18 protein-coding genes are annotated in these 17,049 nt (G+C 45.6%); 11 read left to right on the top strand and 7 right to left on the bottom strand.

Annotated features, from left to right (window positions below; translation table 11 throughout):
• Nucleotides 1-87 precede the first annotated feature (87 nt).
• Nucleotides 88-426, top strand: a complete 339-nt coding sequence (locus tag P402_RS0107895) for a hypothetical protein (RefSeq protein ID WP_026828182.1) — start codon at nucleotides 88-90, stop codon at nucleotides 424-426.
• Between the two features lie 43 nt (nucleotides 427-469).
• Here the strand turns inward: P402_RS0107895 and egtD are convergent, their stop codons facing one another.
• From egtD to P402_RS0107870, 5 genes are all read right to left on the bottom strand, one after another.
• Nucleotides 470-1,426, bottom strand: coding sequence for an L-histidine N(alpha)-methyltransferase (gene egtD / locus P402_RS0107890; RefSeq protein ID WP_026828181.1), 957 nt, complete (start codon nucleotides 1,424-1,426; stop codon nucleotides 470-472).
• A complete protein-coding gene (gene egtB, locus P402_RS0107885) occupies nucleotides 1,427-2,698 on the bottom strand; it encodes an ergothioneine biosynthesis protein EgtB (RefSeq protein ID WP_026828180.1) in 1,272 nt (423 codons plus the stop codon).
• Nucleotides 2,699-2,830: 132 nt separating this feature from the next.
• Complete coding sequence (guaC, locus tag P402_RS0107880) at nucleotides 2,831-3,814, bottom strand: GMP reductase (protein ID WP_034769871.1); 984 nt, start codon at nucleotides 3,812-3,814, stop codon at nucleotides 2,831-2,833.
• A gap of 132 nt (nucleotides 3,815-3,946) precedes the next feature.
• A complete protein-coding gene (locus P402_RS16325) occupies nucleotides 3,947-4,468 on the bottom strand; it encodes an NUDIX hydrolase (protein WP_081776620.1) in 522 nt (173 codons plus the stop codon).
• A 78-nt stretch (nucleotides 4,469-4,546) separates the two neighbouring features.
• On the bottom strand, nucleotides 4,547-5,083 hold the full coding sequence (locus P402_RS0107870) for a GNAT family N-acetyltransferase (RefSeq protein WP_026828178.1): 537 nt from the start codon (nucleotides 5,081-5,083) through the stop codon (nucleotides 4,547-4,549).
• A gap of 157 nt (nucleotides 5,084-5,240) precedes the next feature.
• Between P402_RS0107870 and P402_RS0107865 the strand changes: the two genes are divergently transcribed.
• The 6 genes from P402_RS0107865 to P402_RS0107840 all read left to right on the top strand — a co-directional run bounded on the left by P402_RS0107865 (nucleotide 5,241) and on the right by P402_RS0107840 (nucleotide 10,080).
• A complete protein-coding gene (locus P402_RS0107865; RefSeq protein WP_026828177.1) occupies nucleotides 5,241-5,495 on the top strand; it encodes a hypothetical protein in 255 nt (84 codons plus the stop codon).
• 279 nt (nucleotides 5,496-5,774) lie between these two features.
• Entirely contained in the window at nucleotides 5,775-5,975 is a 201-nt protein-coding gene (locus P402_RS0107860) for a cold-shock protein (RefSeq protein ID WP_012370557.1), read from the top strand.
• An 87-nt stretch (nucleotides 5,976-6,062) separates the two neighbouring features.
• A complete protein-coding gene (locus P402_RS0107855; protein WP_026828176.1) occupies nucleotides 6,063-6,449 on the top strand; it encodes a nuclear transport factor 2 family protein in 387 nt (128 codons plus the stop codon).
• Nucleotides 6,450-6,642: 193 nt separating this feature from the next.
• Nucleotides 6,643-7,707, top strand: coding sequence for a 3-phosphoserine/phosphohydroxythreonine transaminase (gene serC, locus P402_RS0107850; protein WP_026828175.1), 1,065 nt, complete (start codon nucleotides 6,643-6,645; stop codon nucleotides 7,705-7,707).
• The gene (locus P402_RS0107845) at nucleotides 7,708-8,865 is read left to right on the top strand and encodes a phosphoglycerate dehydrogenase (RefSeq protein WP_026828174.1); all 1,158 of its coding nucleotides are present in this window, start codon (nucleotides 7,708-7,710) and stop codon (nucleotides 8,863-8,865) included.
• A 12-nt stretch (nucleotides 8,866-8,877) separates the two neighbouring features.
• On the top strand, nucleotides 8,878-10,080 hold the full coding sequence (locus P402_RS0107840; protein WP_026828173.1) for a DUF1015 domain-containing protein: 1,203 nt from the start codon (nucleotides 8,878-8,880) through the stop codon (nucleotides 10,078-10,080).
• 97 nt (nucleotides 10,081-10,177) lie between these two features.
• Here the strand turns inward: P402_RS0107840 and P402_RS0107835 are convergent, their stop codons facing one another.
• Entirely contained in the window at nucleotides 10,178-11,962 is a 1,785-nt protein-coding gene (locus P402_RS0107835; protein WP_026828172.1) for a glycoside hydrolase family 13 protein, read from the bottom strand.
• Nucleotides 11,963-12,164: 202 nt separating this feature from the next.
• Here P402_RS0107835 and P402_RS0107830 point away from each other — a divergent pair, with 202 nt between their 5' ends.
• Together P402_RS0107830 and P402_RS0107825 are read left to right on the top strand one after the other, a co-directional pair.
• Nucleotides 12,165-12,878, top strand: a complete 714-nt coding sequence (locus P402_RS0107830) for a YebC/PmpR family DNA-binding transcriptional regulator (RefSeq protein ID WP_026828171.1) — start codon at nucleotides 12,165-12,167, stop codon at nucleotides 12,876-12,878.
• A 364-nt stretch (nucleotides 12,879-13,242) separates the two neighbouring features.
• The gene (locus P402_RS0107825) at nucleotides 13,243-13,536 is read left to right on the top strand and encodes a hypothetical protein (RefSeq protein ID WP_026828170.1); all 294 of its coding nucleotides are present in this window, start codon (nucleotides 13,243-13,245) and stop codon (nucleotides 13,534-13,536) included.
• A gap of 41 nt (nucleotides 13,537-13,577) precedes the next feature.
• On the opposite strand, the gene P402_RS0107820 is transcribed toward P402_RS0107825, so the two are convergent.
• The gene (locus P402_RS0107820) at nucleotides 13,578-13,850 is read right to left on the bottom strand and encodes a hypothetical protein (RefSeq protein WP_026828169.1); all 273 of its coding nucleotides are present in this window, start codon (nucleotides 13,848-13,850) and stop codon (nucleotides 13,578-13,580) included.
• A gap of 353 nt (nucleotides 13,851-14,203) precedes the next feature.
• Between P402_RS0107820 and P402_RS0107815 the strand changes: the two genes are divergently transcribed.
• Both P402_RS0107815 and P402_RS0107810 read left to right on the top strand, forming a co-directional pair.
• Complete coding sequence (locus tag P402_RS0107815; protein ID WP_026828168.1) at nucleotides 14,204-16,609, top strand: Na+/H+ antiporter subunit A; 2,406 nt, start codon at nucleotides 14,204-14,206, stop codon at nucleotides 16,607-16,609.
• A complete protein-coding gene (locus P402_RS0107810) occupies nucleotides 16,606-17,046 on the top strand; it encodes a Na(+)/H(+) antiporter subunit B (RefSeq protein ID WP_034769866.1) in 441 nt (146 codons plus the stop codon). The genes P402_RS0107815 and P402_RS0107810 overlap by 4 nt, the downstream gene beginning before the upstream one ends.
• The last annotated feature ends 3 nt before the right edge of the window (nucleotides 17,047-17,049 follow it).

Below are 17,049 nucleotides of genomic sequence, written 5' to 3'. Positions count from 1 at the left end.
AACGAACTTTTACCTTCTTGATAGTCTATACCCGCTAATAAATAAGAACAAACGTTCTATATTCGAGATATCAAAGGAGAGTTGAATGTGCATCCGATCAAACCTTTCGTGACTCTTGATCAGCTGGAATCTCTCGACATTCGTGTCGGTACAATTCGTTCGCTCCGGACTTCGGACGAAGAACCCGCTTTACTGTTACTGCTGATCGATTTCTTAGAATTTCAACAGTCCTTGTTCCTCGATTGGAAAGAAACACGTTTTGAATACGAAGAAATCATCGGTAAACAAGCACTTGTCGCTCTGAACGTCCCAGGACTCGTCGTCGGCTCGTCCGGTCGTATTCTCGAGTTAGGTTCTCTCGATCAGCTCATGCCCGTGTTGGTCTGCCCGGAGCACCCGATTCCGGACGGAAGCCGACTGAGCTGACAAAGAAACGACCATCCGCCATTGGATGGTCGTTTCTTTGTCATCATGTCTTTTCTAGATAATGGACACTAAAATATTGATTTCGATCCGTAAAACATGTGACCGGAGTAAATCCATTTTGTCTGGCCAACACTTGAAAGTCATCCACACTGTATTTATAGGAATTTTCCGTATGGATGGTTTCACCTTGTTTAAAGCTAAATGTCTGATCCGCGACGGTCACCAGTTGATCAATCCGACTTCTCAGATGCATCTCAATCCGGCCAAGCACTTCATTATAAAACGCAACATGTTCGAACCATGTCAGGTCAAACGTTCCGTCAAGTGATTCATTGATATGCTTTAAAATGTTCAAATTGAACTGCGCCGTCACACCCGCCTTATCGTTATAGGCGTCGTGTAGGACCGTCACCTCTTTTTTTGTATCAATACCGATCAAAAATCCGTCACCCTTTTCTAGCAGTTGACACGAACGACTCAAAAAAGCAGCGGCCTCGTCGGGATCAAAATTGCCGATGGTTGAGCCGGGAAAGAAAATCACTTTTTTTAGCTTGTCTTCAATCGGCAGAACCAGTGGCGTCGAATAATCACCACATACGGCTTTGATATCCAAAGTCGGATAGTCTTGCGAAAGTTGATGCGCGGACTGAATCAAAAACTCTTTGGAAATATCAATTGGCATATATGCCTCCAACTGATGTAATGAGCTGAGCAGACTTTTGATTTTCCGACTGCTGCCGCTTCCATACTCAATCAGCGTATGGACCGGTCCGATACAATCGGCAATCGCCACTTGATGCTGCGATAAAATCTCGAGTTCCGTTCTCGTCAAATAATATTCCGGTTGTTGTGTAATTTGCTCGAATAATTCAGACCCTCTTTGATCATAAAAATATTTTGCCTGGAGCGTCTTCTTGTCTTGCGATAACCCGTACAACACTTCCTGACGCATATTGTGTTGATTCGTATACATGTCATAACTTTTGACCTGCTGACTCATTTAAAGGTCACCTGCCAACCGAAAACCACTGAACTGCCAACGTTTATCCGGAGGAAAGAAATTACGGTACGTCTCGCGGATATGATCATCCGGCGTTACGCATGCCCCTCCTCGTAGCACCATCTGGTTACACATGAATTTCGCATTGTATTCCCCTAACGCGCCTTCTAGCGGCCGGCTTCCCGGATACGGTGCATAGGCACTCGCAGTCCATTCCCAGACATCACCGAACAGGCCGGTCATCTCTTGCAGATCAGAACTGACAGGTCGAGGATGGTAGGACCCTTCTCCCATCATATTTCCTCGTTGTTCAACCTGCCGTCCGACGTACTCCCACTCCGCTTCGGTCGGTAATCGTTTTCCACACCAGCGGCTGTAGGCGTCGGCTTCATAAAAACTGACATGACAAACAGGTTCGTCCAAGTGTAACGGTTTGATTCCGTTTAATGTAAAGACGGACCACTCACCTTGTTCGTTTTTCATCCAGTACAAAGGTGCTTTCCAACTTTGTTGATTAACGACATGAAACCCGTCAGACAACCAATGCTCTGACTGTTCATACCCGCCTGCTTCGACGAAGGCCAGAAACTCACGGTTGGTGACCGGTCGGCTTGCCAACTCAAACGGGTTGAGCCAGGTTTTGTGGACTGGATTTTCATTATCAAAGGCAAACCCTTGACCATCATGACCGATTTCAACGAGTCCTCCTTCAAACCGTTTAAATGTCGGTGAACCGTCAACGCCAAAAGTACGTTCAGGTTCTGTTTTATTTTGATAAGCAGGCAGTAAGGGGTTAGCAAAAAAGTTGTACTTAACGTCCATCAAGATTAATTCCTGATGTTGCTGTTCATGTTGTAGCCCCATTTCAATCAGTTGCTCCAGTTTTTGCTGAACGGGAGTTTCTCGCTTTTGTTGCAACAGGGACAAGATTGCTTTGTCCACATGCATTCGGTAAGCAAGTATTTCCTCGACGGTTGGCCGAGACAGAACACCTCGTTGGTGACGCGGTTGGTAAGGTCCAATCGAATTATAGTAGGAATTGAACAAATAGTTATACTTTGGATGAAACACTGTATACTGGTCATCATATTCCTGGAGGATCATCCGCTCAAAAAACCATGTGGTATGCGCGATATGCCATTTCGGCGGGCTGACATCCGGGCTGGCTTGAATAATAAAATCCTCCGGTTCGAGCGGTTCGATCAATGCTAAGGTTTGATTGCGGACAGCAGAAAACTTGTCTACTAAGTAAGTCGTCGTTTCCAGTCTCACTTCAAAGCACTCCTTTAAATGGATTTTTCTGAAAATATGCACCATTCTCTTTACCCTTTCCACTTTCAAGTAAGCGCTCTCAATGAAATAAAAAAAGAAGCGACACCTTGTAAGGATGCCGCTTTCTCCAGCTTAATACACTTTATCGCCGTTAAAAATTGAATTTTTGACGACCACATAATCGACAGTCCTGATTGCTTGCAGTTTGTTACCGCCCGCGTACGAAATCGCAGACTGTAAATCTTGCTCCATTTCAATCAACGTCTCTGACAAGCTGCCTTTATGTTCAACAAACACTTTTTTTCCTTCGACGTTCTTTTTTTCACCTTTTTGAAACTCGGACGCCGAACCAAAATATTCTTTAACGCGTAATCCATCAACTTCGTGCGTCTCACCTGGAGACTCTTCGTGTCCCGCAAACAGTGAACCGATCATCACCATCGTCGCCCCAAAACGAACCGATTTTGCAATGTCGCCGTGGGTCCGGATACCGCCATCAGCGATAATTGGTTTACTGGCAGCTTTGGCACACCATCTTAATGCCGCCAATTGCCAGCCTCCCGTACCAAATCCCGTTTTAATTTTCGTAATACATACTTTACCTGGACCAATTCCAACTTTTGTCGCGTCTGCTCCTGCGTGTTCCAATTCACGAACGGCTTCCGGTGTCCCGACGTTTCCAGCAATAACAAAACTGTCCGGTAACAGCAGTTTGATATGTTGGATCATCCGAATGACCGCTTCCGAATGACCATGAGCGATGTCAATCGTGATATATTCTGGCGTCAAGCCTTCTTGTGCCAACGTCTCGACGAATGTATATTCTTCCGCTTTTACGCCAACACTGATTGATGCAATCAAATGGCGTTTTTGCATCGACCGGACAAAATCCAGTCGTGTTTCGGGCTCGAAACGATGCATGATGTAAAAGTAACCGTTCTCTGCCAAATAAGTCGCAATTTTTTCGTCAATGATCGTCTGCATATTGGCCGGAACGACCGGTAACTTAAAGCGTCGTCCACCAAACTCAACCGTCGTATCACATTCCGACCGGCTTCCTACGATTGATTTTGCAGGAATTAATTGAATATCTTCATAATCAAAAACTACATCCATCACTAGCACCCCAAATAACGAATATTTTTTATTAATTAAATAGTAACGTTCGTACTTGGATACTATATCGAACATTAGGAAGCTTGTCAAAATAAAATCACTAAAAAGCATATTTTTTTATTCAAAAAACTTTTAATGTTCGTCTTTTATAGAGTATTCCATCTTTAATTGATCAATCCATGCTTCTTCCCATTCAAAAAAGCTACTTTTCGTTCCTGTTTCAAAAATATGCTCGGGATAAGGAAACGCTAAGGGTGGACGATCTTTCCTGTCAAAATAACACAGTTGTTTGGATTCTCCGTCAATCGCTGTTAACGTTCCTTCCAACACATCACACGCAAAAATAAAGGCGATATACTCCACCTGGTTTTGATCCGGGTAGGTCAGGCGAAACGCCTCTCCTCCAAAACAGCCGATCAGGCGGACCGGACGGACAATCAATCCAGTTTCTTCATATACTTCACGGATTACCGCTTTTGCCGGCGGCTCGCCCGGTTCGATCGCGCCCGCCGGAAGGCTCCAGAATGGACCTCCCGGATCTTGGAATAAGATTCGCCCGGAAGCATCGCGGATAATTGCACCGACAGACGGCGTGAACAACAATTGATTTCCTATTTTTTGACGCAGATTCTGGTAATAAGTCGACATGGGCATAAATCTTTCTCCTTTGACAATCCTGATGTATGACTAAAAGACTGTACTCAAGCGTTTCTCTTCATTCGAGTTCTTCTTTTAATCGAGTTCTTCTTTTAATAGTGCAAACAATACGAAGTCTTCCCAGGCACCGTTAATGAACAAACTCTTTTTTGCGACCCCTTCCTGTCTGAATCCTACTTTTTCCAAGACGCGGATCGATCCGATATTCTCAGGCATGACTTCGGCCCGCAAACGGTGGAACTGGTACTCATCGAACAAGAGACGCGCAGCTTGGCGGACAGCTATTGACATGATCCCTTGCCCGTTATACTGCTGATCAAGTTGATACCCGATCATACACGTCTCTGTCGGGAAACGTTCGACGAACGCCGCAGACACTTCTCCGACCAGTTGATTCGTTTCTGTTAAAAATATCCCGAACGCATACGAACGGTCTGCTTTTTGGTTCTCTTCCAACTGTTGAATTCGCTCAAGTTGTTTCGGCAACGTATAGGTATCTTTTGGGGGTTTGACCGGCATCCAATATTCAAAATGTCCTTGGTTTCGAATGCTGAGATCGAGCAATGCCTGTGCGTCTTCTTTCGTATACACACGTAAATAAATCGAATTCATGGCGTCATTCTCCTTCTTTGTGACTAACTTATTCCTTAAATATCTTAATATCAAAGAGTTAAGGTGTTTGATATTTTTTTTATCGGGAAAATTACAACAACAAACAAGTAACAAAGTGTTTACAAAATAAGATGTAAACGACTACAAGGAGGAGAGCATGCGAACTGATAAAGAGTTATTCCAACAAATCGAACTAAAAAATAGATACGCTCTCGAATTGTTATATGACCGGTATGAAAAATCGTTATATCTGTTATTAACACGAATGTTGTCCGATGAACGGCGCATCCAACTTACTCTAAAACAAATTTTCCATGATGTCTGGACAAATCCTAAACGATACGCATCGATTCATGGTTATTTAATCAGTGCAGTGAAACAAGCCAGGTCTCAACGTGAACCGGTCGGATAAACAATTGACTGAATCCTTCTACTTATTTACTTAGATTCATGTATTCGGACCACGAGACGCCAATTCCTTTTAACGCTCCATTACTTAATGGATTCTGATAAATTTTAGGCGAGATATCATTTATTTTGTTTATTACTTCCTTTTTCTTAGAGACCATGTTATATTATTAAGTAATTATTGTTGTTCGGTGGAGATACAAAGTTTACACTTTCGACTCGATGAAATTGATCACAGTAGTAATAATCAGTGTGACTTAGTCATACGCAGGAGGCAACACACATGGAACAAGGTAAAGTAAAATGGTTTAACGCAGAAAAAGGTTTTGGCTTCATCGAACGTGAAAGCGGCGACGACGTTTTCGTTCACTTCTCAGCTATCCAAACAGACGGTTTCAAATCACTTGACGAAGGTCAAGAAGTTTCGTTTGAAGTTGAAGAAGGCCAACGCGGACCGCAAGCAACTAACGTTACTAAACTTTAATTTTCCAAGACTCTGCTGTTGCAGAGTCTTTTTTTGTTTTATCTTTTGAAATCTCATCATTCATGTAAGAACGAAAGGATGATTCTCATGGAAACTTCAGCTAAACATGAACAGCTTCAGCTTCTCCTGACAAATCGACATGCTTATTTGATGCAGGGCAACCGAAAAGAGATGCATCAGTTGTTATCACCCGATTTTTCTTTTGTTGATGGACAAGGCCGGCAGTTCGATGCCGAGACGTATCTCGATCATTATGTCGACCCGGATCAAATCCAATGGAGCGATCAACTCAGCGAGTCGATGGTGGTCGAAGTCTTCGACACGACGGCCCTGGTGCAGGAAATCGTGGAAGATCATTTCTCATACGGTCGCAGCATGTACGTCGGTCGCTTCCGGAGCGTTTCACTTTATCACTGGACGAACGAGGGCTGGAAATGGCACTTTCACCAACTTACGCCGCTTGACCCGTCTTGAATTCAATACCTTCTTCAGATACATCGATCAGATCAGTCTCTCTACAGGAGAACTGGTCTTTTTCTGTTGAACGATTCTTCCCCTCTGTTCTGAAAAGTTCAAGTTCCATTTGAAATGAAGTTTGATTAACTGTTTTCATTCCGTTACACTTTAGTTGTGAATATTTTCTGAAAATTATTGGAGGCGGAATGTGATGACGGTTTTTAACTTTTCAGCTGGTCCGGCAGTCCTACCGGTACCTGTTTTACTTAAAGCTCAATCAGAGCTTCTGAATTACCAAGGTTCTGGACAATCCGTTTTGGAATTAAGTCATCGTTCCACCTTGTTTGAAAACATCCTTCAGGATACAGAGGCTCTGCTTCGGGAACTCTTACAGATTCCGGATCATTACCGTGTCTTGTTTTTACAAGGCGGTGCGACACTTCAGTTTTCCATGTTACCGCTGAACTTAGCAACGGATCGGCGTCACGTGGACTTCATCGATACGGGCAGCTGGTCACAAAAAGCGATGCAGGATGCCCAGGCTTTTGTAAAGACAAACATCGTTGCTTCATCTAAAGAGGACAGCTATCGTTCGATTCCGACCGGTCCCATCCGTTCTGAGGCGGATTATCTGCATATCACATGGAACAATACGCTTGAAGGGACGACTTTTACCGAAGTCCCACAAGTCGATGTTCCATTAGTAGCCGACTTCTCTTCCTCTATCTTATCGGAACCGATTGATGTCAGTCAGTTTGACGTAATTTATGCGGGGGCTCAAAAGAATCTCGGATCAGCCGGAATGACGCTTGTCATCATAAAAGATAAGCTGTTACAGCGTACGCCGGACCGCTTAGGTTCCTATTTGCGGTACGATACACACGCTACCCATCATTCACTTTACAATACACCGCCCACATACAGCATCTATTTGACGAAACTGGTCCTCGAATGGATCAAGGAGCAGGGATTCGATACGGTCGTCGCGCGTAATCACCGGCAAGCCGCTTCCCTCTATGCGTACTTGGACCAATCCGTCCTGTTTTCAAATCACGTCGCCTTACCGGACCGGAGCCGAATGAACATTCCTTTTACTACCGGTCAAACGGATTTGGATAAACAATTTCTGCAATTTGCAGAACGTCATCAGCTCGTGAATTTAAAAGGACATCGTTCTGTCGGAGGAATGCGCGCAAGTCTCTATAACGCGATGCCAACCGCAGGCGTCGATGCCCTTATCGCCATCTTACAACGATTCGAACAGGGGGAACGTTAAATGTATCATGTACAACTTTGGAATGACGTGTCTGAAAAAGGATTAAAGCGCTTCACCGATCAATATGTCGTTAAACAAGACATCGAAACAGCGGATGCCTTTCTTGTCCGCAGCAAAGACTTACACGGCATGAAATTTCCAACTTCCTTGAAAGCTGTCGCCCGTGCCGGCGTCGGTGTCAATAACATCCCGCTCGATCAATTGGCGAATCGGGGTATTCCCGTTTTCTCGACTCCTGGTGCGAATGCCAATGCCGTCAAAGAGCTTGTCATCGCAAGCCTGTTCTTGACTGCCCGGAAATTAATTCCGAGCATCTTGTGGACAAACAATCTGCGCGGACCGGATATCCCGGAGCGGATTGAAGCGAATAAAAAACAATTTGCCGGTACCGAATTACTCGGGAAACGAATCGGCATCGTCGGCCTTGGCGCCATCGGAGCGAGTTTAGCGAATACGCTTCACGAACTCGGTATGACGGTTTCCGGCTACGATCCCCACATGTCTGTAGAATCGGCATGGCGTGTCTCGAATCAAGTGCACCGTGTCACCAACCTTGAAGAGTTGCTCGCGACAAGCGATTACATTACGTTGCATCTGCCATTGATTGACGCGACCCAACATCTGCTTGATGAACGGCTGCTTGGGAAAATCAAACAAGGGGCAACCTTGCTTAATTTCTCCCGCGGCGAATTAATCGACGAACAGGCTTTGGCCACTGTCTTGAAGTCCGGCCGTCTGGCCAACTATGTCACTGATTTCCCGAATGCCTTCATTCTCTCTCTGCCTCGTGTCACTCCGTTGCCGCACATCGGTGCGTCGACAGCGGAAGCCGAAGAAAATTGTGCCATCATGGCTGTCGATCAATTAAAGCTGTTCCTCGAAACCGGTAATATCCGGAACGCAGTCAATTTCCCGTCCGTCGAGTTACCCTATTCCGGTAAACGACGTATCACGATCGCGCATCAGAACATCCCGAACATGGTCGGTCAAATCGCTTCCGTCCTTGCGACAGAACAAATCAACATCGCCAACATGATCAATGGCAGCAAGGATGGTATCGCCTACACGATCATCGATATCGATAACCATTTGGATGAAGCAATCTCATTACAACAATTAAATACCATTCCCGGTGTGTTAAAAACAAGACTACTTTAAGGAGCGATGATCATGCCTACTTTTGAACCTTTCCACGCTTTGCGCCCTGATCCTAAATATGCAGAAGCGTTTTCTTCCCTCCCGTACGATGTTTTCAATCGGGCGGAGGGACGGGTGGAAGTCCGCCGACGTCCGCTTTCTTTCTTGCGGATCGATAAAGCAGAAGTGACGTTACCGGACTTGATTGATGACCATGATCCCCGTGTTTACGAACAAGCCGCTCTTCATTTCAAGGAGGCGATGGAACGGGGTATTCTCACAACAGATGATGTCGAGAGTTATTATCTCTATCGCCTGACAGACGGTGAGCATACGCAGACCGGTTTTGTCGGCTGTGTCTCTGTCACGGATTACGACCAAGGCATCATCCGGAAACATGAATTCACACGACCTGATAAAGAACGGGACCGCGTCCGGCACGTTCAGTCGCTTGCTGCTCATACCGGTCCGATTTTACTGGCCCATCATCCGGATGATGAACTGAATCGAGTGGTCTCGGAACAGACCAAACAATCCCCGCTCTATCAATTTACAGCGGAAGACGGGATTGAGCATACCATCTATAAAGTCACGGACCGTGATGCCATGATGACGATCGGCAGTCAGTTCGCCCGTCATGATCATCTGTATATCGCTGATGGACACCACCGGGCGGAAGCAGCCTCACAAGTCGCGCGATTGAATCCTCACGAGGATGCCGGACTGTTTCTCGCCGTCTCTTTTTCAAGTGATCAATTGAACATCCAAGGTTACCATCGCGTTGTCGAAGATTTGTACGGTCAGTCTGTCGATGACCTGCTCGAAAGAATCAGCAAGCGGTTCGCCATTACCGAGGGACGCGCGACAGAAACAAAAAAACATCGGTTTGAAATGTATGTGAAGCAGACTTGGTACACACTCGATTATGAGAAAAACCGTCCCTCCGTCAAGGAGGACCTTGATGTCGCGATTCTTCAGGATGAATTGTTAACGCCCTTCCTCGGAATCGAAGATCCCCGGACGGATGCACGGATTCAGTTCGTCGGTGGTGTCAGAGGTTATGCCGGGCTTGAGCAACTCGTCGATCAAGGCACAATGGCTGTTGCGTTTCATCTCCATCCAACAAGCTTAACCGAGCTGATGGCAGTCGCTGATGCCGGTGAAGTCATGCCGCCGAAATCGACCTGGTTCGAACCCAAATTAAGAAGTGGCCTGCTCATTCATCCGTTTTTCTGAATTTTTATAGTCAAATCAAAAAGGGTGACAGATTGTAATCTGTCACCCTTTTTTGTGTAGAAAGCGGCTTTTGAGTCAGCCACGCTTTTTTGTTAAATTATACTTGTTCTAATTGGAGAATTTTCCCGGACACCCCGCCTACAGTGACCGATTTTGTATAACGTTGTCCGTCAATCAAATCAACGGTTGGTTCCGTCAAATCAAAATGGACGTCTTCCAAACCATTGTTAAACAAAATCAGATAAGTCGCTTCACCAGACTGACGACGAATGAGGAAACTTGCCGACGCGTCATTCAATTGTTCGAACTGATAGCCGCTGGCATTGGCAAGCCCCGGATGTTGCTTCCTTAAATCAACCAACCGTGTAATATACGCCAAGAGCTCCGTATCTTGTTCGGCTGGATCCCAGACCATACACTTCCGGTTATCCGGATCCTGACCACCCGTCAAGCCAATCTCATCGCCATAGTAGATGACCGGACTTCCCGTGAACGTCAACAGCGATAACATCAATAATTTCATCCGATTCCGGTCTCCGTTTGCCCGTGTTAAGGCACGAGGTGTATCGTGGGAATCAATTAAGTTAAACATCACTTCGTTGACATTCATTGTGTTACTGTTTAAATTCCTTACGACAGCATGACTGAATTCAGAGGCAACACTCTCGTTCGTCGCAAAAAATGTTAAAAAGGCTTCCGTCAATCCGTAGTTCATGACAGCATCAAACTGATCACCGAGCAGCCACCCTTGCGAATCCGTCCAACACTCCCCGACAATATATGCTTCCGGATTGGCAGCCCGCACTTCCCGTCGGAATTCGCGCCAAAAAGCATGGTCCACTTCACTCGCGACGTCCAGTCGCCATCCATCGACCTCGAACTCTTCTACCCAGTAACGGCCTACTTTTAATAAATAATCTTTTACATCCGGGTGCGCCGTATTGAGTTTCGGCATATTGCTTTCAAAAGCAAACACTTCATAGTTCGGTACAGGTGTCGATTGGACCGGGAATGAATCAATCATAAACCAATTTGCATACTGCGACTTTTTCCCATGAGCTAAAACGTCTTGAAATGCCGGATGATCGACACTGACGTGATTAAAGACCGCATCCAGTAAAATCCGAATGCCATTTTGATGAAGCAATTGAACCATTTCCCGAAACTTTTCTTCTGTCCCGAAACTCGGGTCGAGACGTAAATAATCCAGGGTATCGTATTTATGGTTAGACGGTGCAACAAAGACCGGACAAAAATAAATGCCGGTAATACCGAGTGCTTTTAAGTAATCGATATGATCAATCACCCCTTGAAAATCGCCTCCGAAATGATTATCAAAGGCTGGTGCCTCTGCTCCCCACGGAGTCGTGTCCGGACGATCATTCGTTAAATCCCCGTTCGCGAACCGATCCGGAAAAATTTGATACCAGACTGTATCTTTCACCCACGCCGGAGCGTCAAATACGTCAACCGCATTCATATACGGAACGGCAAAATAGTAGCCCGGGTGATCAAGCGGCACCTCATCGTACCATCCACGTTCGGTGTAAACGGCGGATTCACCGCTTGCATGAACTCTGAAACCGTAACGGACCCGCTTCTTTTTCGGCTGAATCGCGATAAACCAAAAATCGTGTGTCGCATCCGATCCCGCGAACGTCATCTCTGCAGTAGCCGTTTTCCAAAATTTTTCTTTATTCGGGTCAAAGTTCCAATCCCGATCTTCTTCTTTTTCCGCATCCCATTCATAAGGATCCCCGTGAATCAATTCGACACGATCCGCGTCTCCCCTTGCCGACATTAGGCGGATATGAACCGTATCTCGATCGTACGTATAGACATACGGAGACAGGGCACGGTGAAACACAGCTGCTTTATTCATAGTCCATCTCCTCTCACACACTAGATTTCATCTTCTGTTACTTCCCGATTTCAGACCAGATGTAAACGTTATTCGCGAAAAAACACGTGTTTCACTATCTTTTCAGTTTAGAAATCAACCGCTTATGCGGTATACTGATGAGGCAGAAGGAACCAGTAAGTTCCTAACTAAATCGAAGTCATGTGAAAGCGAGTGGATTCTGATGGGTCGTAAATGGAATAACATTAAAGAAAAAAAGGCGTCGAAAGACAAAAATACAAGTCGCGTCTATGCGAAGTTTGGCCGGGAGATTTATGTTGCCGCTAAACAAGGCGAGCCGGATCCTGAATCAAACCAGGCGTTAAAGGTGGTTCTCGAGCGCGCTAAGACGTACAGTGTCCCCCGCGCCATCGTCGATCGTGCCATCGAAAAAGCAAAAGGCGGCGCGGAAGAAAACTTTGACGTTTTACGTTACGAAGGATTTGGACCAAGCGGGTCAATGGTCATCGTCGAGACACTGACAAACAACGTTAATCGGACAGCTTCAGACGTTCGGGCCGCTTTTGGTAAAAACGGCGGAAACATGGGCGTCAGCGGATCGGTCGCTTACATGTTTGATGCGACAGCCATCTTTGCTTTTGAAGGTAAAACAGCAGACGATGTTCTTGAACTGATGATGGAAGCGGACATCGATGTCCGTGATATTTTGGAAGAAGAAGAGTCTGTTATCATTTACGCTGAACCGGAACAGTTCCATGCCGTTCAAGAAACGCTGAAAGAGGCAGGAATCACTGACTTCTCAGTCGCTGAACTGGTCATGCTCGCACAAAACGAAGTGACGTTATCTGACGAAGACGTCCAACAGTTCGAAAAAATGATTGATGCGTTGGAAGACTTGGAAGATGTGCAACAAGTCTATCATAACGTCGAACTTTGACCATCGATTCATTAACAAATTGGCTTTAATACCGGTTTTTACACACGAAAAGGAGTTGGATTTAAGTCCGACTCCTTTTTGTGTATTCCATTGTTAGCTACACTTGATGCGTTTTAAGGCATCTGTTTAGAAAAAGACTGGACTCCACCACCACTACTCAGCTGACGCCCATCGTTTGCGATAGTCACGCGCTGACGTGGTTTATCATAAAGTATGAAACGCGTTTCATAGCAATTAAAACTTATTTACAAAAAAAGATTCTTTTAAAAGGTTTATTTCTTCTATTTAATGGGAAAAGACATAATCGATACTGATTGGTGATTGCTTGTTAGGTCACGTGTTTTTCACATAAGGAGGAAACAGCATGTCATATTCATTAATAGAAACTTTTAAACGAATCGTAAGCGAAGCCAACCGCTTCAACCGAGTCGATTTCGGCGGTTACGATATCTATATGCTAGCGAGTGATGGACGAACGATTACAGCAAAAATTCGTTTTGACGGTGGTGGTCAAGATCAAAATGAAGCGTACCTGTTTCTTGAATCTAGCACCGGTCACAGTCGGATGACGACTCTTACACTCCATCAATTCGAACATCTTTCTTCCTATGCTGCACACAGCGAACGAATTCAAGCACTTGTTTCGACAAGCGCTTAATTCTTTACATGACAACACGCTCTCAGATGAGAGCGTGTTTTTTACTGATTTTCTTCTTTTTCCAGGCGCTCTAGTTCAGCGTGAGTTTGCGGAAAACCATTAGCTTGCCAATCTGCCCGATGAATCGAATCGAGTTGCGTTAATCCGACTTCTGTTTCATCTTTTTTTGCGTCGACACTTGGTTGACGATCAAGTGCAGTTGGATCACTAAACCCTTCTGATGAATCTCCTGCTTGCTTATAACGCTTAATGACTAACGCAGATAATGCTGCGATTCCACCAATAACTAACCCTTGTTTAAATGACTTTTTCATGACGACACCCTCTGTCCGCTGAATTTTTTACACTTAGATGGTTTTCCCTGAAAAAGATGATTGTAATCAATGTTTAGCCGCCTTAAAAAATTTTTTTCGGACTTTTTTTCATGTTTTTCTGCCGTGTTCCTACATATTTAATAATTTACTCAAAAACTGCTTTCCTGCGCTACCTCAAAAAGGTTCGGGTCATGCAGAGAGCCGAAATCTACGTTATACTTTTAACAGATGCTTCATCAGAATCGAATGATTGGATTAAAAAGGACACGTCACAAGCACGACTGCTCGCTTGCGTACTACGTCCTTCTTTCATTTTTTCGATGAAATGAACGATATGAAAAGGAGGGAATCATGTGTCATTGCTTCATTTGGCAATCTTGTTGCCGTTACTTGTAAGTCTCTTCATTCCATTACTGTATAAAAAGATTCGAACGGTGCACACAGGCTGGTTCGTCCTGCTTGTTCCACTGACGCTCGTTGCTTACTTCAGTCAGTTCCTCAGCCAGACGATGGCCGGAAAGACAGTAGTCGCGACGATGAAATGGATTCCTTCACTCGATATCAACTTTATCGCTTACGTCGACGGTCTTGGTTTGTTGTTTGCGTTGTTGATTACCGGCATCGGTTCGCTCGTCGTGCTGTATTCCATCTATTATCTCGATGCCAAAAAAGAAGCCCTTCATAATTTTTATGTCTACCTGCTTCTCTTCATGACGGCGATGCTCGGAATCGTCTTATCCGACAACATGATCGTCATGTATCTGTTCTGGGAATTGACATCGATTTCGTCCTTCCTCTTGATCGGTTATTGGTACGAACGCGAACGCTCCCGTTACGGCGCCCAAAAGTCGATGCTCATCACCGTTTTCGGTGGTTTGTCGATGCTTGGCGGGATTTCCCTGCTGTCACTGCTGTCCGGTTCGTTTAGTATCCGGGAATCACTGGCAACGGTCGGAACCTATTCAAATGATCCGCTTTTCACCGTGTCGCTTGTCCTGTTTTTACTGGCAGCTTTTACAAAATCGGCTCAGTTCCCGTTTCATATCTGGTTACCGGATGCGATGGAGGCTCCGACCCCGGTCAGTGCTTACCTGCATTCGGCAACGATGGTCAAAGCCGGACTCTATCTCGTGGCCCGGATGAGTCCAATCTTTGCTGAAACACCGCTCTGGTTTTATCTGGTTTCGTCTGTCGGAATGTTCACACTCTTCTGGGGATCATTGAATGCCGTCAAACAGGTCGATTTAAAAGCCATTTTAGCGTATTCCACCATTTCACAACTCGGTCTGATCATGTCATTGCTCGGACTCGGAGCTGCTGCGTTACAAGTCGAAGCCTTACCGGATAGTCTCTATACAGCCGCAACGGTCGCAGCGGTCTTCCACCTGATCAACCATGCTACCTTTAAAGGCAGTCTCTTTATGATGGCAGGAATCGTCGATCACGAAACCGGTACACGTGATATTCGAAAACTTGGCGGTTTATCACAACTGATGCCGGTGACGTTTACGATTGCGACGATCGGGACGTTATCGATGGCGGGTGTGCCGCCGTTCAATGGTTTCTTAAGTAAGGAAATGTTTTTGACCGGTGTGCTCGAAGTATCGGAGTCAGGATTATTCCATCTGGATACATTCGGTCTCTTGTTCCCTTTCGTTGCGGTCATCGGTAGCATCTTTACGTTTGTCTACAGTATCTTAATTGTTTACCGGACGTTCCTCGGTCCAAGACAAATCGACAAGTTGCCGAAAAAACCGCATGAAGCACCGATTGGCATGTTGATTCCGCCACTCTTCCTCGTTTCATTGGTTGTCTTGATCGGCTTGTTCCCGAACCTGTTATCGAATACGTTGATTCGTCCGGCTGCTGAAGCGATTTTACCGAAGGTGGTGGCAAGCGGTGGATCGATTCCGGTTGAAATCAAGCTCTGGCACGGGTTCAACTTGGAACTGTTTTTAACCGTTCTGATCATCTCAGTCGGTACGATTTTATTCCTGACCTTACCGAAATGGCGTTCGCTGTATCATCGGATGCCAAAACAGATTTCACTCAACCATCAGTATGACACCTTATTGCGTCGGGGTGAGCGAACTTCATCTGCTATCCACGATACCGTCATGACCGGCTACATGCGGTCTTACTTGGTCTACATCTTCGGTTTCATCGTCGTCTTGGTTTTATCGAGTCTCTATTTCCTTGATGCCTTCCGGTTTGATGTGAATCCACTCAGTACGGTTCACACCTATGAAGTCGTCTTAGTCCTCGTCCTCGTCGGGAGCGCCTTATCGATTACATTTGCTCGGTCCCGTTTGACATCAATCATTCTGCTTGGTGTCGTCGGATATACGGTCGCCCTGTTCTTCGTCTTATTCCGGGCACCGGACTTGGCCTTGACGCAACTCGTCATCGAAACGGTATCCGTCGCCCTGTTCCTGCTTGTGTTTTATCATATGCCGGAAATCAGCCGGAAAGAGGAACGAATTAAGTTTAAACTCGGCAATGCCGCCATCTCGGCACTCGTCGGGTTAAGCGTCACGTTGGTCGCACTCGCTTCGCTCAGCCAACGCTCATTCGCTTCGATTGCCCAGTATTACATCGACAACGTGGCTGACTTAGCCGCTGGTGGTAACATGGTCAACGTCATCCTCGTCGACTTCCGTGGTTTTGATACGTTGTTCGAGATTAGTGTACTAGCAATTGCCGGTCTTGGTATTTACGCGATGATTAATTTCCGGAAGACAGGAGGAATCGACAAATGAAAAATCCGATCAAAAAACATACGAATGATGTCATCTTGGAATCTGCCACGACATTCATTACGTTCATCATCTTTTTGTTTGCCGTCTACCTGTTCTTTGCCGGTCATTACACACCGGGCGGCGGCTTCGTCGGCGGTCTTGTGACAGCTTCCGCGCTCGTCTTGATTTTGCTTGCCTTTGATATTAAGACGCTTCGGCAAATCCTGCCCGTCGATTATAAACAGATGACCGCCATCGGGATGTTGATTTCCGTCCTGACGGCGTCAGGTGCCCTGTTGTTCAACAAACCATTTTTTACACATGCCCACGACTATTTCAATTTACCGTTGTTCGGAAAAACGTCTTTACACACGGCAATGCTGTTCGATTTAGGGGTGTATCTTGTCGTCGTCGGTGTGACGATGACGATTATTCAAACGATTGGGGAGAGTGATTAACAC

The organism is Exiguobacterium sibiricum 7-3 (assembly GCF_000620865.1).
In the GTDB taxonomy this organism is placed as follows: domain Bacteria; phylum Bacillota; class Bacilli; order Exiguobacteriales; family Exiguobacteriaceae; genus Exiguobacterium_A; species Exiguobacterium_A sibiricum_A.
Note: the sequence above shows the minus strand (reverse complement) of the source record. Positions and strands in the feature narration are given on the sequence as shown.